The following is a 20,305-nucleotide window of genomic DNA, read 5'->3' on the forward strand; positions in this document are numbered from 1 at the left end:
TTTCTTTTGCTGGTCCCCTCCGAAAACGTCTAGCTCGTTCGACTATTCTACGAATCATTCGAAATAATTATCAGCCCTATATGCCGAATAAACTGCTTTCAGGACTTCTGCGAAGAAAATAGCCAATTCCAACCTCAATTCTCGTATGTGATAACCGCGTTAGGGTTTTAAGGGGGTATGCTGCAAACAAGCGCTCAGGAGAGCGTAGCGAAACATGCTAGAAAATCGAGACACACCGTTTGCAGACCGCGGTCAGGTCGGTATCGGCACGCTCATCGTGTTCATCGCGATGGTGCTGGTCGCCGCGATTGCCGCGGGCGTCCTGATCAACACGGCGGGCTTCCTGCAGACGAAGTCCGAGCAAACGGGTCAGGAGAGTACCGCAGGCGTAACCAACCGCGTGAACGTCGTCAGTAGCGTCGGTGTCGTCGGCAACGACGAGACTGTCCATCTGGTGAATCTCACAGTGATGAAGAACTCCGGGTCCGGCGACATCAACCTCTCGACGGCTACCGTCGAGTGGCTTGGGCCAGACACCGGCACGATTCTGGAGAACGGGTCGGAGGCCGACGCCGACCACTTCAACACCACCGTCATCCGAGACAAACAGGGGTCGTTCCCGGTCCTGCACAATCAGGAAGACCGATTCCGCATTACGATCAATGCGAACAAAGTCGGTGACCCCGGTGGTCTCGATGGTGGCGACGAGTTCACTGTCAAAATCGTCACCTCTGCTGGGGCGATGACGTACCACCACAGCGTGCCGCCGTCACTGTCCGGCAAAGACGCGGTGCAGTTGTAAGCGACCTTTCTTCCTTTTTGCTCTCAGTGCAGTAGTCGCGTCTATGGAATCGCGTCGAGCGAATAGCTTCGACGAGACGTACTTCGATTACGATAGTCGTAGTCCAGAAGCAGTAAAATGAATCGGCGAGTTCGTTCTGAATTACAGTCCCAGTTCGCGGCCGATGACGAGGTGCTGAATCTCGCTCGTCCCTTCGCCGATTTCCATCAGCTTCGCGTCGCGGAGGAATCGCTGTGGCGAGAAGTCCTCGGTGTAGCCGTAGCCGCCGAGTACTTGGACGGCGTCCTCGGACACTTCGCGGGCGGATTCGCTGGCGTCGAGTTTCGCCAGCGCGCTCTCGTGGGAGACGGAGTGGCCTTCGTCGTACTTGCAGGCAGCTTTGTGGGTCAGTAGACGCGACCGTTCGATTTTGCGGTCCATCGAGACGACCTTGTTCCGGATGGCGTCGAACTTCGAGATGGCCTGTCCGAACTGCTCGCGTTCCTTGCTGTAGGACTTGGCGGCTTCGAACGCGCCCTGTGCGATGCCCGTCGAGAGCGCGGCGATGGAGATGCGACCGCCGTCGAGGGTTTTCTTCGTCTGGTCCCAGCCCTCGCCTTCCTCGCCGAGCAGACGGTCTTCGCCGACTCGAACGTCGGTCAACTGAATCTCACACGTCGGCGAGGCGTTCAGTCCCATCTTGTCCCAGAGGGTCGTGACCTCGAAGCCGTCGTCGTTCCGCGGGTCCACGATGAACGTCGAGATACCGTCGTAGCCAGCGTCGGGGTCGGTGACGGCCTTCACGAGGACGCTCCCGGCCTCGCTGGCGTTCGTGATGAACTGCTTGGTGCCGTTGAGAACCCACTCGTCGCCGTCTTTCTCCGCGGTGGTGTCCATGTCGCTGGCGTCCGAACCACTGCTCGGTTCCGTGAGTGCCCACGAACCGAGGTACTCACCCTCGGCGAGCGGCTTCAGCCACTGCTCTTTCTGCTCCTCGGTGCCGAACAGTTCGATAGGCTTCGAAGCCAGCGAGATGTGTGCCGCGTAGGAAAGACCGATAGACCCGGAGACTCGCCCGAGTTCCTCGGTGACGAGTGCGTACATCAACTGGTCGCCGCCGAGGCCGCCGTACTCCTCGCTGACGGGGACGCCCATCATGTCGAGGTCGGCGAGTTCGTCGAAGATTTCCTCGGGGAACCGGTGTTCCGTCTCGATGTCCTGCGCGATTGGCTCGATTTCCTCGTCGCAGAACTCCCGGACGGTGTCCCGAATCATCCGATGCTCGTCGGGAAGGTCGAAGTCCATGCGCAAAATTTGCGCGGGTCGGGCTATAAAGACTACGCAACGGCAGAGCCGTTGCGAGCCTTGGCTCACCTTCGTTCGCCAAGACACCGAAGCAACGAGTTGTTCGAGCCTTCGTTCACTGCTTTCACGAAGACTACGCAACGGTGATGCTGTCTAGAGTGGCCGAGGAGAAGTAGATGGCACGATTACTGGGTAGACACGAGACGACGCGAACTCGACTGAGCTAGCTACTGCCGAAACTGATGAGAAACCGCACAGCACCGTGAGGACCACATTCCTCCCCAACCGACTCACTTCGGTCGTCCACTGGAAGAGCAAGCTCTTCCAAGCCTTCGGTCTCTACGCTCCCGAAGACCTCGCGCGGACGGTCGAATCACCGTGGAGATTCGACCGCACGCGCCGGGAGGTTAGTGAAGAGACACGATTTTCGGGTGATGACGCGCACTGATAGCCGAATCCAAAAAGATGGCGGCGAGACTTTATGCATCGCCCCGACTAACGAAAAGTCGATGAGCATCCGACGGCTGGTCCGTGGCACTATCGAATGGGACCGCCTCGAAGTCGTCTTCCGGGAAATGGCAGAACGCTACGACCGGTCGGAACTCCGGGTGGAATTTCTGGACGCCGACAACTGGCTCTCGACGCCCTGCGTGGTCAACGACCAGTGGTTCGTCAAAATCGTGACCGGCCAGAACTCTCTGGTGCATGCGCTGTTCACAGGAGCGCGAAATCTCGGAGCCTTCACGTCCGGCACCGAGGGCTTCTTCGAACACTTCGCGGACCCGATGGAGATGTGCGAACACGAGTTGGAGGCGACCAAGCGCATGCGGGAAATCGGCCTGCACGTGCCCGCCCCAATCGAGTCGTTCGAAGTGGATGGCATGGGCGTCCTCGTCATGGAGTACCTGCCGGAGTTCGAGACGCTGGACGACATCGACGAGGAGCGCGTCGAACACTACGCGCCGGAGGTGTTCGAAGCACTGTCCGCGATGCACGACCACCAACTCGCGCACGGCGACTTCCGCGGCGAGAACGTCCTCATCTACGACGAGATTGTCTACTTCATCGACGCGACGAACGTCCGGGAAGACGGCATCGCCGAAGCCCGGTCGTACGACCTCGCGTGCGCGCTCGCGGCACTCGAACCACTCGTCGGTGCGCGAGACGCCGTCCAAGCCGCCGCCGAACACTACACGCCCGAGGAACTACTCGCGGCCCGTGAGTTTTTGGACTTCGTGAACATGCGGCCGGACCACGACTTCGACGCCGTGAGCGTGAAGGGGGAAATCGAGAAGTTAGCCGATTCGGAGGACGCGGACGGGGAGTGAGCGTCGTTCTATTCGTACGAATCCAGACGTGTGAATGCGTAACAATCCACTAGGCGGGAGTAACGTCTGCCGCTAATCGGGTGGCTTTTTTACTATGCCCGTCCCAATTTTTGCCAGAGCATGAGCCAGCAAGCCAGCGAGCAACCGTACAAGCACTACATCGGCGGCGAGTGGACAGAAGGCACCGGAGACGAGACCTTCGAGAGCGTCAACCCCGCGAACAAGGAGACGCTCGGCGAGTTCCAACGCGGCACCGAGCAGGACGTAGACGACGCCCTCGCGGCCGCGAAAGAAGCCGAAGACGAGTGGGCAGACCTCTCCTACATCGACCGCGCTGAGTACCTCTGGGACGTCTACCACGAACTCAAAGAGCGCACGGACGAGCTCGGCGAAGTCATCACGAAGGAGTGCGGCAAGGAGATTTCGGAAGGGAAAGCCGACGTGGTCGAGGCCGCGCACATGGTCGAGTGGGCCGCGGGCAACGCCCGACACCCGCACGGCGACGTAGTCCCGTCGGAAATCGGCAGCAAGGACGCCTACATGCGTCGGAAACCACGCGGCGTCATCGGCTGTATCACGCCGTGGAACTTCCCGGTCGCTATCCCGTTCTGGCACATGGCGCTCGCGCTGGTCGAGGGCAACACCGTCGTCTGGAAGCCCGCAGAGCAGACCCCGTGGTGTGGCCAAATCATCGCCGAGATGATGGTGGACGCGGGCATCCCGGACGGCGTCTTCAACATGGTCCAAGGCTTCGGCGACGCCGGAAACGCAATCGTGGAAGACGAACGCGTCGATACGGTCCTCTTCACCGGCTCGTCCGAAGTCGGTCACAAAATCGCGGGCAAGGTCGGCGGCGAACCCGGCAAACTCGCGGCCTGCGAGATGGGTGGCAAGAACGGCATCGTCATCACCGAGAACGCGGACCTCGACGTTGCGGTCCACTCCGCGCTGATGTCTTCGTTCAAGACGACCGGCCAGCGCTGTGTCTCCAGCGAGCGACTCATCGTTCACGAGGACGTGTACGACGAGTTCAAAGAGCGCTACGTCGAACTCTCTCAAGAAGTCTCCGTCGGCGACCCGCTCGACGAGGGCACCTTCATGGGACCGATGGTCAACGAAGAGCAGGTCGAGAAGTTCGGCAAGTACAACGACCTCGCTCGTAAGGAAGGCGCGAACGTCCTCGTGGACCGCGAAGAACTCGACGACGAGGAGATTCCGGACGGTCACGAAGACGGCTACTGGGTGGGTCCGTTCGTCTACGAAATCGACTACGACACGGACCTGCGCTGCATCAAAGAGGAAGTGTTCGGCCCGCACGTCGCCCTGCTGAAGTACAGCGGCGACATGGACCGCGCGATGGAGATCCACAACGACACGCCGTACGGACTCGCTGGCGCGGTCATCAGCGAGGACTACCGCCAAGTCAACCAGTTCCGTGACGAGGCGGAACTCGGTCTGGCCTACGGCAACCTGCCGTGCATTGGCGCGGAAGTTCAGCTTCCGTTCGGCGGCGTCAAGAAGTCCGGCAACGGCTACCCGAGCGCCCGTGAGGCAATCGAAGCCGTCACCGAGCGCACCGCGTGGACGCTCAACAACAGCAAGGACATCGAGATGGCCCAAGGTCTCTCCGCGGACATCAAGACCTCGAAGGACGACTAAGCGCGAGGAAGCGCGCAGAAACCCTTCGCGGTACTTCGTCCGACTCCTTTTTCGATTGCGTTCTCGACGGAAAACAGATCAGTCAGGAAATGCTACGAAACTACTCGCCGAGGTCCGGCAACTCTCCGGCGACCGTAGAAAGCGCCTCTTGTCTGTCCTCGTCGTCCATCTCGCCGTCTGTCAGCGCCGCGAGCAGGCTCGGCAGAGCGGCGACGTACTCGCCGCCGCCAGCGTGCTGGACGAAGCCACGCTGGCGAAGCGTGCGGTTGTGACTGTAGGCGATTTCCCGGTCGTCGGTGCCGCCGGTCGCGACGTGGGCGTCCTCAGGAGTCGCCGGGCCGTCACGGAGGTAGAAGGCCAGCATCCGGCGCTCGACCGGTTCGAGCGCGTCGAGTTGTTCCCGAATCGCGTCGAGTGGGGGTCGGTTTTCGGCGGTCTCTTCTGATTCGTTCGCTTCCGATTCCGACTCTTGGTTCGCTTCGCCTTCGGCCGTGTCGGTGCCTGTTTTTTTGGTGTCGGTTTCGATATCTGTGGGAGAGTCGATACGGCCACCGGAATTCGGGACTCCCTGTTGTTCGTACGCGCCGAGGTTCGCCTGCTCGCCGCCGTCGATGTACGGATTCGCGCGCCGATTTCTCGACTGGTCGAGCATCGCCTTCGCGAACTTGTCGGCGACTTCTTCCATCTCGCGGGCCTCCCGTAGTTGCCGTTCGAGGTCGGTGATGTGGTTCTCCTTCTCCTGCAACTCCTTGCGGAGTTCGTCTATCTTGTCCTCGCGCAAACTCTCTTCTTTGCTGATTTCTTTCAGGTCGGAGACGAGATCGTCGCTGACGGACTTGAGGTCGGGCCGCTCGAAGTCCTCCAGTCCAGGTGTCGCCCCGGCGTCGAAGGTCTGCTTGCGGTGGAACTGCACGCGTCGGGTCTGCTCGGACCAGTCGGTGACGAGGAACCCCTCGCCGTCGCCCATCTCCTCGATGGCTTCCGCGTAGTCGCTGCCGAGAATTCGGCCGACGACCTTGGTATCGTTGTTCCACGTGAGGCGGTGCCAGACTAGCCAGTCGCACTGCGTGATGAAGTCCTTCTTCACGTCGGCCGGTCGCTGGCTGATGCCCGCGATGCCGAGACCATGTTTGCGCCCACGCTTGCCCACCTTGATGAGCATGCGGCCACACTCGTCCAAGCCGCCGCCTTCGGGAATGTACTCGTGGACTTCCTCGACCACCATCAGGAACGGCTTCTTCAGCTTCTTCTCTTTGGCAAAGAGCTGTTTAGCAACTGCCGTGAGCAGTTCTTTGCCGTCCTCCTCGTTGAGATACCCCGACACGTCGAGGATGATGGGGACGTTGTCCTCCAGTGCCAACTTCGCCAGTTTCCCGGCGTGTTCGGGGTTGACTTGGATGTCACACTCGTCGTCGGCCCCAGCGTGGAGCAGTTCGTACTCCTCTTTGAGGCCGTAGTACTCGCCGTCCGTGTCTACCAGCATCACCGGATAGCCGCCGTCCAGCAGTTTCTCGGCGATGACGGACATAGTGTTCGACTTCCCGGACCCCGACTTGCCAGTGACGAATCCGCGACCAGTGAGCAACTCTACGACCGGCATCTCGACGGCGTCCCCCGGTTCGCCGTCTTCGCCCCCTTGGCCCTCGCTCACCTCTGCGACGTCGATTATCTCCTCGGGCATCGTTCTTGCTCGCTTCCTTTCGCCCGACCCTCATAACTGTCAGGGCTTCGGTACCGGTCGACCTCCCCAGTGAGCGTTCCGGTCGGCCCGTCACGCCTCGTCGTCTTCTGGACCGACAGTGTTGGCCACGAGCGTCTGGACGGCGCGTCTGAACCGCTCGGACGCGGCGTTCTGGGAAATGTCGAGGTCGTCCGCGAGGTCGTCGAGCGACTGTTCGCGCGGGATTTCGAGATACCCCGTTTTCAGTGCGTGTTGTAGCGTCTCCCGCTGGTCGGTGGTCAGCCCGTACTCGTCCTGCTCCTCGTCCGAAATCTCCGCGTAGACGTGGCGCATCTCGAAGTCGATGTCGCGTTCGCGACAGAACTGATAGAGTCTGTCCAGCGACGAGCGGCCCGGAAAGCTAACGCGAGAGGTCCACCCGTCGTGGGTCGCCGTCAGTTCGTGGACGACGCCACCTTCCTCGACGACCAGCGGATAGACGCTCGCCTCGAACCCGGAGTCGGCGAGGGCGGCTTTGTACAACCGGCGGGGATACACCTCGGCCACGAGGTCCACCGAATCGACGGTGGGGTCCGCAGACAGGGCGTCCTCGAAGCGAGCGAAATCACCGCCTTCCGCCCACACGAGGAGGTGACTAGTCCCACCGTCGGTGACGTCCGAGCGCTCCCACGTTATCTCCATCTCGGGGACCGCCGTCAGTGCGTGCTTGAATATCGGGTTGTCGATGCGAAGCTCTACGATTATCATCTGTATCGGGTGAAGAGAACCGAATCGGTTGATAGTCGAGCGGACTGTTCGTCCATCAACTAGAGATTGCGCTACTTAAACTGCGGGAGTTTTCCCGCCGCGTACTCTTGTCGATTGGGGTCTCCCGTTTGGATATGGTAGGTGGCAAAGATAGGGGAGCCGAACTCGATACCCTCTTCACCACGCTCGCCGACGAACAGCGCCGAATACTGGTCTCGTATCTGGCCGACGCGCCGACCGACACGTTCTCGCTGGACGAACTCGTCACGGCACTCGGTCGTCGGACGAAGGGGGAGCACGGGACGAGTGACCGCCGCAATATCGAAATCGACCTCCGTCACAAGCAACTTCCCAAACTCGCGGAAGCAGGTATCGTCGAATACGACGTGGACGAGCAAGTAGTCCAGTATCGACCGTCCGAGTCGTCTGTGGCTACTGCCGACCGAATCCTCTCGTCCGTGGCCGAGTTGCACGCGGACTGAGCCACTGCGCTACCAGTTCTCGGTCGCAAGGTTAACAGCGGAACCGCCCCGAACCGACTCAGAAGTCCTGTAGCGACGACTGGCCTTCGGGGTCCGTCTCGGCGTCTTCGGAGTCTGTGTCTGCGTTTGCGTTTGTTCCGGTCGCAGCGTCTGAGGCGTCGGCGTCAGCGTAGTCCTCCAACGTCGGATTTCCCTGTGTATCCCTCTCTGCGGTCCCCTCGGTGGGGTTCGACGGTTCGCCAACGTCTCCTAAACGCTCCCTATCGTCTTCCGAACGCTCCCCGCCGTCTCCGGACCCGCCCCCATCGACTCCCTCCCACCCCGAAAGGCTCGCTTGCTCCGCGTCGGCAAAGGAGAGATTCGACACGCGAACGCCGACCTTTCGAACCACGTCGTCCTCGAACTCCGCCAGCAGTTCGAGCGCGACTTCTTCCACGAGTTCGGGGTCGTCTACCGGCCCTGGGAGCGACTTCGCGCGAGTGTTCACGTCGTACGGCGGCGTCACGGCCTTGATGCCGATGGTTCGGTACATGACGCCCTTGCGACTCGCGCGGTCGGCGACTGCTTCTGCGAGCGTGCTGACTTGCTCGCGTTTTCGCTCGATGTCGTCCGTGGCTTCGGTGAACGCCGACTCTCGCGAGAAACTCTTCGGACGACCCCTCGGTGTCACCTCTCGTTCGTCGTCGCCGCGCGCTCGCCGGTACATCTCCGCGCCGCGCTCGCCGAAACGGTCTTCGAGCGCGCGCCGGTCGGCGTCCGCGAGGTCGCCCGCCGTTTCGATGCCCATCTCACGCAACTCGCGGGCCGTGACTGGGCCGACGCCGTGAATCTCGGCCACGTCGAGCGGTGCGAGGAACTCCCGCACTTGACCGGGTTCCACGACGACCAAGCCGTCTGGTTTGTCGTGGTCGCTGGCGATTTTCGCGGCCGACATGTTCGGGGCGACCCCGACGCTCGCGGCGACGCCGACCTCTCGGTCGATTCGATTTTTGACGTGCCGGGCGAATCCTTCCGCGACTTCCCACGCAGTACGGTCGGTCACGTCGAGATACGCCTCGTCGATGCTCACCTCACGGACGACGTCGGCCGAATCGTGAAGGATTTCTTTGACTTCGGCCGCGACCTCCTCGTAGTAGTCGATGTCCACCGGCCGGTAGTAGCCGGTGTCTTCGAGGTCCTCGGGGTCGGATCGCTCTTCATCACCGTCCTCCCCGTCTGCTTCCGCTCTTCTCGGAAGCCGCTCCAGCGCCGTGCTAATCGCTTGGGCACTCTCGACGCCGTACTCGCGGGCTTCGTAGCTCGCAGTGGCGACCGCGCCGTAGGTCTCGCCGCCTTCGTAGCCCATGCCGACGACGACTGGTTCGCCCCGTAACTCGGGTTCCCGCCGACGCTCGCAGGCCGCGTAGAAGCAGTCCATGTCCACGTGGAGGACGATTCGGTCGGCCCGCTCTTCGTCGCTCGTCCCCGGCAATCGCGGGCCACCGGACATGTTTGGAAGTAGTGAGGCAAGGGAGAATAAAGTTCGTGGAACGGAGGAAGACACTCAGGCAATGCCGCCGTCCCGCAGGAGGTCGGCCGTCACGTGGACGTAGAGGACGACTGCGGTGAACAGTCCGTACACTGGCGCGAGGAGCGTCGTCGCAACGACGAGGACGCCACCGACGAGCGCGTGACTGAGCAGTCGGTGGGTTTCGAGGGTGTTCGTGTCCACGCCGTCGAAGACCTGTTCCTGCTGGGTGAACGCGAAGACGGGGTCGGTGACGCATCGGCGCAGGTGCGACCAGTCTCCCGCGTGGAGGCGCGCCGCGACGAAGTGGTCCAAGTCGATGAAGACGCTCAGAAGGACGCCGTAGGCGACCAAAACCACTGCTTCGACTGGGAACGAGACGTCCGGGAGCGCGAAGACGAAGGAGACGGAGGCGACCGACCCGAGGACGGCGTGTTCGTGAGACTTCATCGCTAGCGACGACCGACGGGAGAAAGATTAGTGTGTGGGTTCGCGCGTCAGTAGGGCTTTTCAGTAGGACTTACTCGTGTGGAGGGTGCCGTCCGGTTCGTAGAGGTAGACGGTGTCTCCGCTGTTGTTCCAGATGTAGCTGGTGTCCCAATAGAGTTCGCCGTCGGTACTGGAGTCGGTGCCGCTATCGGTGTACAGACGGACCGTTCCTCCTGCAGTGAGGGTGTAGTTGTCCGGGAAGGTGTAGGTGTGGCCCGCTTCGTCTTCGACGGTCCAGCCAGTCATGTCTTGGTCGGTGGAGCCAGTGTTGTCGAACTCGACCCACTCGCTGCTGGTCGAAGAGCCGTCCGCGTCGATTTCGCCGACGACTATCTTCGAGCTACTGCCGCCACCGAGGTCCGCGGAGTTCTGCTTGTCTGCCAGCACTTCGTTGTCGTCGTAGACGTAGGCCGTGTCGCCGTCGTCGTTCCAGACGCCGATACCGTAGCCCCAGTAGAGGTCGGTGGCCGTGTCCGTTCCCTCGCCGGTGTGGACGCGAACGGTGTCGCCTGCACCGAGCGTGAACGAGTCGGGGAAGACGTAGTCGTACCCCGCCTCGTCTTCGAGGGAGAATCCGGACATGTCGAGGACCGACGACCCCTCGTTCGTGATGTCCACCCACTCGTCGTTGAGCGTCTCTTCGTCGAGGCTCATGTCGGTGACGGAGACGCTGTACGGTGCCGGGTAGGTTCGTTTCTGCACGAGGTTCCCGCTGGCGTCGTAGAGGTACGCCGTGTCGCCGTCGTTGTTCCAGACGTAGCTGCTGCCCCAGTAGAGGTCGGTGGACGAGTCGGTGCCGCTCCCGGTGTGGAGTCGCACCGTGTCGCCGGACGCGAGGCTGAAGCTGTCGGGGAAGTTGTAGGTGTTTCCAGCCTCGTCTTCGACGGACCAACCTGTCATGTCCACGCTGTCGTCGCTGACGTTCTCGAAGTCCACCCACTCGTTGTCCCCGTCGATGCCGGGGATGATGACGTCCTGGACGCTCCACGAGGAGTCCTGCGCGAGGTTGCCGTTGCCGTCGTAGATGGCGCATCTGTCGGCGTCGTTGTCCCAGCGGAACATCGAGGCACCCCAGTAGAGGTCGGTGGACGAGTCGGTGCCGCTGCCGGTGTGGACGCGGACGGTGTCGCCCGCCGCGAGCGAGAAACCGTCCGGGAAGGTGTAGCTCTCACCTTCCTCGTTGTCCATCGTCCACCCACTCAGGTCGAGCGAGGAGGCCCCATCGTTCGTCACGTCCACGTACTCCTCGTTCAGCGAGTCGGCGTTGCGCACGACTCGGTCGATGGAGAGGACGTACCCCGTGGAACTGCCGGAGTAGGCGCTCCACAGCGAGAAATCGGTCGTGTTGTGGTTCGCCGAGGTGATGAAGTCGCTGTCGTCGTTGACGTTGTTCGTACTGTCCGTGACCTCGTCCTCGTTGAGGCGCAGGTCCGACCCGACGCCGCTCGCCACGTCGTCGAGGTTCGACCGCTGGGACGCTGTGGACTTGTAGCTACCCATCAGAATGACCGCTCCGCCGTCGCTGATGAGGTTCTGCAACTCGGTTATCTCGGCGGACGTGAAGCTGTCCTCTGGACTGGTGACGATGACCGCTCTCGCGTCGGTGAGGTTCGGCCCAGTGGAGTCGCCGAAGCTGTTGATGCTCGCCAGTTCGATGCCCTGCCCTTCGAGGTACCGCTGGTAGAAGACGGTGTCTTCGGAGGAACAGGAGTGGTCGGCGTTGAACTGGTGGTGGCCACCGTCCACGAGGACCATCCCCGAACGGTCGCCATCCGTCAGCGAGTCGATGAGGTTCGTCACGAACACGAAGTGTTCGAGGTGGTCCGACATGTCTTCGTGGTCCTCCTGAATCGGCTGACTACCGAACAGCGCGAGGTTGTTCGCGGCATCGACGCCAACCAGCGGAATCGACCCGATCCCGTAATCGACCGCGCCGCTTTCGAGCGTCTGGGTCGCCTCCGATTCGGCCCAAATCGGGACGCGCGAATCCGCGATGGCACCACTGTTCGTCTTCACACTCGTCGTGTTCGGATGGAACGTCTGGGCCACGTCGTTGTCACGTACTTCCGAGGTGGTCGACGGGTCGCTCTGCTGCCAGACGCCAACGTCGTTCGCGCGGGCGTCGTTCTCGGCGTCCCAGTACTCGTCGGTGTTGCTCATGCTCGCACAGTAGACCCGCGCGTACCCCTGTTCGACCGCATACTTGTTGTACACGGTGTCCATCGACCCGTCGCCGGTCCGGTCGTACCGAATCTTCGCAAGTAGCCGGTCGTACTGGTCGATCTCTTCGGACTCGGAGTCCACCGCTATCTGGACATTCGTTCCGACCGGGAGTTCGTTCTTCGCGAAGTCAGAGGCGTTGTTCCCCCAGGTTTCGAGGTACGCCTCGTCCTCGATTCCTTCCCACCCCTCGACCTGCTCGTAGCGAGTGTTCCCCGACTTTTCGGGAGTGTCCATACCGAGCGTTCGGATGTTATACTGGGTGCCGTCGCTATCGAGTTCGACGTCTACCGTGTCACCGTCGATGTTGTCGGTGATGGTTGCGTCGTACCACGTGCCCGACTCGAGCTTCGAATCCGCTGCGAGAGTTGTTCCAGTGCTGACCGATGTGGTCGTCACCGCTCCGGCCAACAGCTTGAGATAACTTCGCCGTTGCATGACGTAAACCGACCAAACCGCTCTGCTCATAAATATTTACTTGAGAAACTACTAACATAAGTTCGATTATCGATGGTATTTCTGTCTATACCAATTATAGTTCTTAGTTTTTAAATCAGTAATAATATGCCCGCGCGTAGAAAAACGACGGCGGAAAACCAGTTCGACCTCGTGGTACACGAAGTTTCCCAACGGACCTCAAAGCATTTATTCACGACGCCGCAAACGAGAAGCGAGCAAAGATGTCACGCGACCGACTTTCGGCGGCGAAGACGAGCGACTCGGCCAGCATCGGGCGAAATTTCCTCGACGCGGTCGGTGCGGGAGTGCTGATGCTCGTCGTCGGGTTCGTAGTCATCAGCATCTTCGCTATCCTGCCGTCGTATCTCGGGATGACAGAACTGTTGGTCATCCTCGCCGTCGTCGGTTTCGGCGGCATGTACGCGATTCTGAAGCTCAACGACCTCCGGCGGTAGTGAAACCCGTCGAGTCGAGTAGTTTTTCCGGCGGCCGCTCTCTCCTTGAGGTATGGAAGACGACGGGAGCTATCGCGTGCTCGCTGCGCCGGAGGTCGGTGGACTTCGCCTGCTCGACCGGGAGACGTACGAACCGGTCGTCACTGCGGAGTCGGGTCACGACGCGTCGGTAGACGCACTCGAACCGGGCTATCTCGTGGATGTCAACTTGGATTGGTCTACGAGCGAGCCGACGATTCAGTCGTTTTCAGTTCGAAGAGAGACGCTGTACGTCTTCGCGGACGAAATCGACCCCGTGTTCGAGGTCGCCCAAGAGGCGTGGGCCGACGCACAGATGGCTGGCGACTCGATGAACAGTCGCGTGACTCGCAACACAGACAACGAGGTGAACGGCGTGCTGTACGTGTTCGGCGAGAGCGAGATGACCAGCATGTTCGAGTCGTTCCGAGACGGGTCGCGGCCACTGGAACCGCTTGTGGACAAGGTGAACGAACGTGAGGGAGATGAGGAGAGGGGGGTGTTCGTGCTTCGGCCAGCGATCGAGGAATTCGTCATCGTCGTGATTGCGTTGGCGAAAGGTGGGACGTATGCGAGGACGATTCGGGATACGTACGAGTTGTGAGGGTTAGAGAATTGGGCGGGGTCAGGAGCATACTAGCGGCTACTGTAACTGGGCGTATTGTTCGTCACAAGAAGCCGGGTGGAAAGAGTTTGAACTACGTCAAGAGGTTCCGGAGTGCTCGCTCCGCTGTCGTTCTAGAGAGTGTCGCGCCCCTATACTGGCTAAAATCAGGGTTTTAGGGCCTCACTTCCGAACATAGGTCTTGTAGCTCTATTCGTTTTACTGACAGAATTCACAGCTCACAAAGTGGCGAGCAGACAAACTGTTCGCCGAGTAGTTCGCGGAAAAGGTATGGGGTCGAAGGGATTTGAACCCCTGATCGACTGATATCTCCGGTGTGTGCGCCTCGGAACTCCAGAGGGTCGTCAACGCGACCGATGATCAGTCGGTCGCTCAGTATATCAGCTGGAGTTTCGTCGTCGGCGCGTTGCCTCTGGAGTCAGTCGCCATTCCGGGCTTGGCCACGACCCCGCATGATTTCGTTGGTCGATTCGCCCTAAAGGGGTTTCGATTCTCAGTCCTCGTCGGTCTCGGACCAATCGCACTCTTGGCACTTCCATCCGGTGACGAACGCCGTCACGCTCGGCATGTAGCCGACTTTCAGCACGTCACTGCCACATTCCGGACACTCTCGGTCGGCGTCTTCGATGGCTTCGGCGTCCATCACGTCGTCGCCTTCGATAATCTCGGCGAGTGCCTTCGGCGTCACCATGCGACCCTGCACGACGCGGTTGCCGGTCATGTTCGCAACGAAGAGACAAACAGTGATACGCCTTGTCCTCCGCGGTCGGAGTCCGTTTCAGCGACTCTCTACAGCTACGGTTCGCGCGCTGCGTCCGAATCTTCGCCGGGGTAGCCGTATCCGGCTTCTTCGGGGTCGGTCTGGGAGTCACCTGCACCGTCGGTGACCATCGCTTGCGCACCCGTTCCGGAACTACGTCGCGCACTCGTCCCGTCCGGCGTCGGCGACGGGTCAGACAGAGGTTGCACGTCGGAGAGTTCGTCGTCGTTCTCCTCCACGTCGAATTCGCCGTCCTCGACGCCTTCCACCTCGCTCTGGGAACTGGGGTCGTAGGCCAGTAGACTGGTCACGGCCAGCACGACCAGTGGGGCCTGTCCGAGCGGATGGCCGAGTATCGACAACGGGAGCAGTCCTAGCGCGACGGCGCTCCCGAAGCGGAAGCGGTCGATGTCCACGACGCCGCGGAGCCACGGACTCGTTAGGGCGACAGCCATTGCGAAGCCGACACCGACCCCAGCGGCCGCGGCCGCGTGTAGAATCCGCTCGGCGTTGGCCAGTCCGAGTTGGATTCCAGTGAGCCCACTTGGTTGGAAGCTCGCTATCATACCCAAGCCGACGATGACCGCCGGACGGGGTAGGTACTCGCCGATGGTCGAACTCGCGGTCTTCGCGGCGATGGCCGCCATCACGAGCGCGGCGAATCGCTTGAAGAGTTCGAGGTTCAGCACGCTCTCGATAGTCGGCGCGAAGGCGGCTTCGAGCGCCGCCAAGCCGATTATACCGACGCCGACGATACCGACCGAGAGTGCCTGCTCACGCGGCGAACCGTCCATCTCGGCGAGGATGACGGCGACCGTGGCACTCCCGCCGAAGACGAGCAGTCCGACTTGCAGGATGCCCGCGGGGCTGGAGAGCGCGCCAGCCAACACCAGCGCGGGGAAGATGCCATCGACCAGCGGCAGGCCCATGACCGTCGCGAGCAACTTCGTCGCGCCACCGACCTGCCGCTCCATGCGTAGGGCGACCGGATGTTGTGAGCTACTCATTCGTTCTAACTCGCGTGACCGTGACCTTCGGCCGAATGGTAGTGACGTTCGCGGTACCGGTGGTGGCGGTGGTCTGCACAGCCGAACTGCCGCCGTCGTCCCACGAATAGATTGTCTACCAGTGTAAGGTTCCCACCTGCGAAAATCGGTTTCCGAAAGCTGCCGGAGTCGCTGGTCGTCTGACCGGCAATGCGTGCGGTGGTGGGACTGGTAGCGTCCATACTCCAACAAAACGCAGTTTCGAGCATAAACGTTGCGTGAGAGGGAACCTCAATCAACAGCGATGAATCAGCTTTACTTAAGTACAATTTTGAAATATCGGTATTTTCGGCCCCTGGTTTCGTGAATTCGTAACCTCGTCTCCGAACCCGAAGCGACGAGAATGTATGCAAATACGTGAGTATCTTGGCTGAGAAGAGGCGACAAACCGGCAGTATCTCGCAACGCTTTTCACGCCCCTCGTCTTTTGGCTTATATGGCGAGAGATTCTCGACCCGAGGGCCAGTACACCGACAAGCTACGGGTCCCCGAGGCACTGACCTTCGACGACGTGTTGCTTCGACCGAAAGAGAGCCGCGTCGAACCCGACGAGGCCGACGTATCGACGCGCGTCTCTACCAACGTCGAGTTGAACGTCCCCGTCCTCTCGGCGGCGATGGACACCGTCACCGAAGGCGAGTTGGCAGTCGAGATGGCCCGACAGGGTGGTCTCGGCGTTCTTCACCGCAACATGGACCTCGACGAGGTCGTCTCTGAGGTCGAGTACGTCAAGCGTGCCGACGAACTCATCATCCGCGACGTGGTGACCGCGAGTCCCGACCAGACCGTTCGCGAAGTGGACGCGATGATGGAGAATGCTGGCGTCTCCGGCGCACCAGTCGTGGACGAAGACGACGAAGTTCTCGGTATCATCTCGGGGACGGACATCCGACCGTACCTCGAAGTCGGCGACGCCGACGAAGTTCGGGAGGCGATGACCGACGAAGTCATAACGGCCACCGAGGGCGTCACCGCTCGCGAGGCGCTCGAACTGATGTACGAACACAAGATAGAGCGCGTCCCCATCGTGGACGACGAGGACCGACTCACCGGTCTCGTCACGATGCAGAAGATTCTCCAGCGCCGCGAGTACGGCAACGCTGCCCGCGACGACGACGGAAGCCTACTCTGCGGCGTGGCCGTCGGTCCCTTCGAAACCGACCGAGCAGTCGCCGTGGACGATGCGGGCGCGGACGTACTCTTCATCGACTGTGCGCACGCGCACAACCTAAACGTCATCGACGGCGCACGAGACATCAAGGAATCCGTCGAGGCCGACGTGGTGGTCGGCAACATCGGGACAGCGGAAGCCGCCGAGGACATCGTTGGCTTCGCGGACGGTCTGAAGGTAGGCATCGGCCCCGGCTCCATCTGTACGACGCGCGTCGTCTCCGGGTCGGGAATGCCCCAGATTACGGCCGTCGCGCAGGTCGCAGACGTCGCCGCCGACCACGATGTGCCGGTCATCGCAGATGGTGGGATTCGATACTCCGGCGACGCTATCAAGGCCATCGCAGCCGGTGCGGACGCCGTGATGCTCGGCTCGTACTTCGCGGGCACCGACGAGGCACCTGGGCGAGTCATCACCATCGAGGGCAAGAAGTACAAGCAGTACCGCGGCATGGGGTCGGTCGGTGCGATGCAGTCGGGCGACGGGGACCGATACCTCAAGGACGAACCGGACGAGGAAGACGAGTACGTCCCGGAAGGCGTCGAGGCCGCCAAACCGTACAAGGGAAGTCTCGAAGGCGAACTCCACCAACTCGTCGGCGGGATGCAGTCCGGCATGGGGTACGTCGGTGCCGAGACGATTCCGGAGTTCAAAGAGCGCAGCGAATTCGTGCGCGTCTCTTCGGCCGGACAGCAGGAGAGCCACGCACACGACGTGATGATTACCGACGAAGCGCCGAACTACAGTCCCGGCGAATAGTCAGGCCGAGCGAGTTCTCGTTCTCTTCTGCAGTTCTCCCTATCGGGTGATTGGGCCGTTCAGCAACGGCAGCCACGATAATCGTTAACTTACGATACTAACTGGGTTGAAGCACAAATTAGGCACTATTTTAATTTATACTTGGTGGCACAAATATTATTAATTCTTCATTCGTTTAATAGTCCATGGTTCGCGACCAGACGACCGACGAAGAGCGCGCACGCGAGAATCACACAGTAAACCGCCGAAACTACCTGAAAGGCGTCTCGACAGCGGCCGCCGCCGCTACCGTCGGCGTCGGGTCGCTCACGGCCGCGACCGGAACCGCCGCGGCCGTCTCACGGTCGAGTTACACGATTCGGACGGACACGGCCGAAGAGACGACGGTCTACGTCATCGACGCCGACGAAGCAGGGCCGACCGTGATGGTCGTCGGTGGGATGCACGGCGACGAAGAAGCAGGGTACATGACCGCCAACAAAATCAAGGACTGGTCCATCGACCGCGGAAAACTGGTCGTCCTCCCCGAAGCGAACAAGAAAGCCATCAACAACAACAGTCGGAACGCCAATCTCGCTGGGAACGACGACGGCGTGGTCGACCTCAACGACCAGTTCCCCGAAGGCTCGTCTCCGGACGGCTACCTCCCCGAAGCAATCTGGGGCGTCGTCACCGACGAGAACATCGACTTCCTCTGGGACATGCACTCGGCGCGAGGGCGATACAAGAACGGTAGTGGTAGCAGCGTCGGACAGGCCCTCTTCTCGACGGTGGCTGGAGATGCCGAGCGCCACCGATACCACCTCCAGTCGTACCTCAACGACAACTACGTCCAGAACTCCGAGAACGACTTCACCGGTGCGACGAGCGGTTCGGTGAAACCGATGCTCAAGCACAAGGTCGGCGCCGACCTGAACACACCGGCGATGATCTTCGAGACGTACGAAGACTTGAACCTCGACCGCCAGATAATGTGGGGCACGACCGTCTTCCAAGAGTTCCTCCAAGACGAAGGCCTCCTCGACGAGAACCTCTCCTACGACGGCGACGGCCACGCGAAGAACACGCCGCAGGACAGCAACGACAAGAACTCCGGTCTCCAGTTCGGCGTCTCCAACGAATACGGCCAGAACGTCTCGATTACGGACCTCGAAATCCGGCCGGTGAACGGCGCGTCCGACCAACTGCGCGACCACACGCTCGAAGAGGGCAAGTGGAAGAGCGAACTGTTCATCGACGCCGACGTGCAGAACGGCCTCACCGACGTGAACAACGGCCTGTCACTGCCCGGTACCATCGACTTAGACGCCGACGGCCACAGCGACAGCGCCGACAAGGAAGCCATCCTGTCGAGTGGCAGTAGCTCGAAAGTGTCGCTCTACCAGTTCAAACTGAACGGGTCGCCGACCAACATGGGGGCCGAAGAGTGTGAGTTCACGCTCCACTACGAGATGGCCGACGGCACTCGTGGCTTCGATACCTTCACTGTCTCCGGGTTCCACCGTCTCGAATACACCGGTGACGCCAAGCCAATCAACGCGCCCGAGGACAGCAACAACCACAGCTCTGGCGTTCACTTCTCCGTCGGGAACAACACCCACTCGGAGATGACCATCGAGGAGATGACTATCGACCCCGCGAACTCCAATATCGACCAACTGCGCGACCACACCTACCAAGAGAGCAAGTGGAACAGCGAACTCGTCATCGAAGCTGACGTGCAGAACGGTCTCACCGACGTGAACAACGGACTCTCACTGCCCGGTACCATCGACTTGGACGCCGACGGCCACAGCGACAGCGCCGACAAGAACGCCGTCCTCTCGTCCGGGACGACTGCCGATGTCTTCCTCTACCAGTTCAAGGCCGGTGGCTCCCCGATAGACCTCGTGGGCGAAGACATCGACATCACCATCGACTACTCGCTCGCCAGCGGAAGCAGTGGCTCGGAGACGTTCACGCTCTCGCTATAACCGCCGAACCTTCCCCAACAACCACTCTTTTTGATGCCCTACGAGTTCGAGACGACGTACCGCGACCGGCAACCCCTCTTGAAAGCTGCGCAAATACAGCCGTTTGCTTTCGGAAATAGAGCCGTTACAGAAAGATGACGCGAGAGCGTCACAGACAGACCAGCAACTACAGCCGTTGTGACATCGTGACTCCGGCCACTCTCTCGCCGGGAGTTCCACGAAGGACTGCATCCGTCGCTACCGCTCCCGGTAGCGATTCCCTCCAACGATTGCACGCACGTTCCGAGCCAAGACGCACGGTAGGTGGGTGGGGTGGATGGTTTTCAGAAATTTTCTCCCGGTAGCGGTTGCTACGAGTCACTTCGCACCATCGTCTCGGCAATTGAAACTTCTCCCAGAGCTAGCATTCGAAAGCGAGCGGTTCGAAGAACCCGAGCATCGCGATTCACCGCGAACGAGATTCCGGAAGAATCTCGAAGTGGAGCGGCGTCTTGGCGAACGTAGTGAGCCAAGGCTCGGAAGCCGAGCGGAGCGAGTCTTCCGGCGAACGCCGCGGAACGCGAAGCGAGCGCGTCCGAGGAACCACCGGAGGTGGTGACGACGTGATTTTCATCAACGTTTTGCCAGCGAAGCAGCCAGAAGCCTCTGGCTTCTGGCAACTGAGCGCAGCAAAAGGTTGACGGGCCGGAAGGGATTTGAACCCCTGACCGTCTGATTAAGAGTCAGACGCTCTCCCTAACTGAGCTACCGGCCCAACGCATTCTGACGTAACGCCGGGTAACTGAAATACGTTTCCTTTCGCACCGACAACCAGCCGGAGTCGAGTACGGCGATTTCACC

At 60.9% G+C, this 20,305-nt stretch carries 17 protein-coding genes and 2 tRNA genes; 9 read left to right on the plus strand and 10 right to left on the minus strand.

What is annotated here, in order from left to right; all coding sequences use genetic code 11:
• Positions 1–214: 214 nt before the first annotated feature.
• A complete protein-coding gene (locus tag F7R90_RS08305; protein ID WP_158056831.1) occupies positions 215–802 on the plus strand; it encodes an archaellin/type IV pilin N-terminal domain-containing protein in 588 nt (195 codons plus the stop codon).
• Positions 803–943: 141 nt separating this feature from the next.
• On the opposite strand, the gene F7R90_RS08310 is transcribed toward F7R90_RS08305, so the two are convergent.
• Positions 944–2,086: an acyl-CoA dehydrogenase family protein gene (locus tag F7R90_RS08310; protein WP_158056833.1), complete on the minus strand. Its 1,143-nt coding sequence runs from the start codon at positions 2,084–2,086 to the stop codon at positions 944–946.
• 509 nt (positions 2,087–2,595) lie between these two features.
• Here F7R90_RS08310 and F7R90_RS08315 point away from each other — a divergent pair.
• The gene (locus F7R90_RS08315; protein WP_158056835.1) at positions 2,596–3,414 is read left to right on the plus strand and encodes an RIO1 family regulatory kinase/ATPase domain-containing protein; all 819 of its coding nucleotides are present in this window, start codon (positions 2,596–2,598) and stop codon (positions 3,412–3,414) included.
• 120 nt (positions 3,415–3,534) lie between these two features.
• The gene (locus tag F7R90_RS08320) at positions 3,535–5,073 is read left to right on the plus strand and encodes an aldehyde dehydrogenase family protein (RefSeq protein ID WP_158056837.1); all 1,539 of its coding nucleotides are present in this window, start codon (positions 3,535–3,537) and stop codon (positions 5,071–5,073) included.
• Positions 5,074–5,173: 100 nt separating this feature from the next.
• Here the strand turns inward: F7R90_RS08320 and F7R90_RS08325 are convergent, their stop codons facing one another.
• Both F7R90_RS08325 and F7R90_RS08330 read right to left on the minus strand, forming a co-directional pair.
• Positions 5,174–6,754 carry a helicase HerA domain-containing protein gene (locus F7R90_RS08325; RefSeq protein WP_158056839.1) on the minus strand — a complete coding sequence of 527 codons (1,581 nt, stop codon included), beginning with the start codon at positions 6,752–6,754 and terminating at the stop codon, positions 5,174–5,176.
• Between the two features lie 90 nt (positions 6,755–6,844).
• Entirely contained in the window at positions 6,845–7,501 is a 657-nt protein-coding gene (locus tag F7R90_RS08330; protein WP_158056841.1) for a helix-turn-helix domain-containing protein, read from the minus strand.
• Between the two features lie 134 nt (positions 7,502–7,635).
• Between F7R90_RS08330 and F7R90_RS08335 the strand changes: the two genes are divergently transcribed.
• Positions 7,636–7,983 carry a DUF7344 domain-containing protein gene (locus F7R90_RS08335; protein ID WP_158056843.1) on the plus strand — a complete coding sequence of 116 codons (348 nt, stop codon included), beginning with the start codon at positions 7,636–7,638 and terminating at the stop codon, positions 7,981–7,983.
• 58 nt (positions 7,984–8,041) lie between these two features.
• Here F7R90_RS08335 and F7R90_RS08340 read toward each other — a convergent pair whose 3' ends face one another.
• Genes F7R90_RS08340 through F7R90_RS08350 form a run of 3 tightly spaced genes read right to left on the minus strand, consistent with a single transcriptional unit; the run spans position 8,042 to position 12,637 of the window.
• On the minus strand, positions 8,042–9,472 hold the full coding sequence (locus F7R90_RS08340) for a DNA polymerase Y family protein (protein ID WP_158056845.1): 1,431 nt from the start codon (positions 9,470–9,472) through the stop codon (positions 8,042–8,044).
• Positions 9,473–9,526: 54 nt separating this feature from the next.
• The gene (locus F7R90_RS08345) at positions 9,527–9,940 is read right to left on the minus strand and encodes a hypothetical protein (RefSeq protein ID WP_158056847.1); all 414 of its coding nucleotides are present in this window, start codon (positions 9,938–9,940) and stop codon (positions 9,527–9,529) included.
• 60 nt (positions 9,941–10,000) lie between these two features.
• Positions 10,001–12,637, minus strand: coding sequence for a lamin tail domain-containing protein (locus F7R90_RS08350; protein WP_192498441.1), 2,637 nt, complete (start codon positions 12,635–12,637; stop codon positions 10,001–10,003).
• Between the two features lie 242 nt (positions 12,638–12,879).
• Between F7R90_RS08350 and F7R90_RS08355 the strand changes: the two genes are divergently transcribed.
• Positions 12,880–13,113 carry a hypothetical protein gene (locus tag F7R90_RS08355; protein WP_158056851.1) on the plus strand — a complete coding sequence of 78 codons (234 nt, stop codon included), beginning with the start codon at positions 12,880–12,882 and terminating at the stop codon, positions 13,111–13,113.
• A gap of 52 nt (positions 13,114–13,165) precedes the next feature.
• The gene (locus F7R90_RS08360) at positions 13,166–13,735 is read left to right on the plus strand and encodes a DUF6663 family protein (protein ID WP_158056853.1); all 570 of its coding nucleotides are present in this window, start codon (positions 13,166–13,168) and stop codon (positions 13,733–13,735) included.
• Between the two features lie 292 nt (positions 13,736–14,027).
• Here the strand turns inward: F7R90_RS08360 and F7R90_RS08365 are convergent.
• The 3 genes from F7R90_RS08365 to F7R90_RS08375 form a co-directional block, all read right to left on the minus strand.
• Positions 14,028–14,206 (minus strand) — tRNA-Trp (locus tag F7R90_RS08365).
• A 43-nt stretch (positions 14,207–14,249) separates the two neighbouring features.
• On the minus strand, positions 14,250–14,477 hold the full coding sequence (locus tag F7R90_RS08370) for a DUF5795 family protein (RefSeq protein ID WP_158056855.1): 228 nt from the start codon (positions 14,475–14,477) through the stop codon (positions 14,250–14,252).
• Positions 14,478–14,551: 74 nt separating this feature from the next.
• Entirely contained in the window at positions 14,552–15,523 is a 972-nt protein-coding gene (locus F7R90_RS08375; RefSeq protein ID WP_158056856.1) for a DUF5794 domain-containing protein, read from the minus strand.
• Positions 15,524–15,998: 475 nt separating this feature from the next.
• Here F7R90_RS08375 and guaB point away from each other — a divergent pair, with 475 nt between their 5' ends.
• The 3 genes from guaB to F7R90_RS22140 all read left to right on the plus strand — a co-directional run bounded on the left by guaB (position 15,999) and on the right by F7R90_RS22140 (position 20,145).
• Entirely contained in the window at positions 15,999–17,492 is a 1,494-nt protein-coding gene (guaB, locus tag F7R90_RS08380; protein ID WP_158056858.1) for an IMP dehydrogenase, read from the plus strand.
• 185 nt (positions 17,493–17,677) lie between these two features.
• Positions 17,678–19,465, plus strand: coding sequence for a M14 family metallopeptidase (locus F7R90_RS08385; protein WP_158056859.1), 1,788 nt, complete (start codon positions 17,678–17,680; stop codon positions 19,463–19,465).
• 503 nt (positions 19,466–19,968) lie between these two features.
• A complete protein-coding gene (locus F7R90_RS22140; RefSeq protein WP_192498442.1) occupies positions 19,969–20,145 on the plus strand; it encodes a hypothetical protein in 177 nt (58 codons plus the stop codon).
• Here the strand turns inward: F7R90_RS22140 and F7R90_RS08390 are convergent.
• A tRNA-Lys gene (locus tag F7R90_RS08390) sits at positions 20,146–20,219 on the minus strand.
• Positions 20,220–20,305 lie beyond the last annotated feature (86 nt).

Source organism: Halorussus halophilus, from assembly GCF_008831545.1.
Lineage (GTDB): Archaea > Halobacteriota > Halobacteria > Halobacteriales > Haladaptataceae > Halorussus > Halorussus halophilus.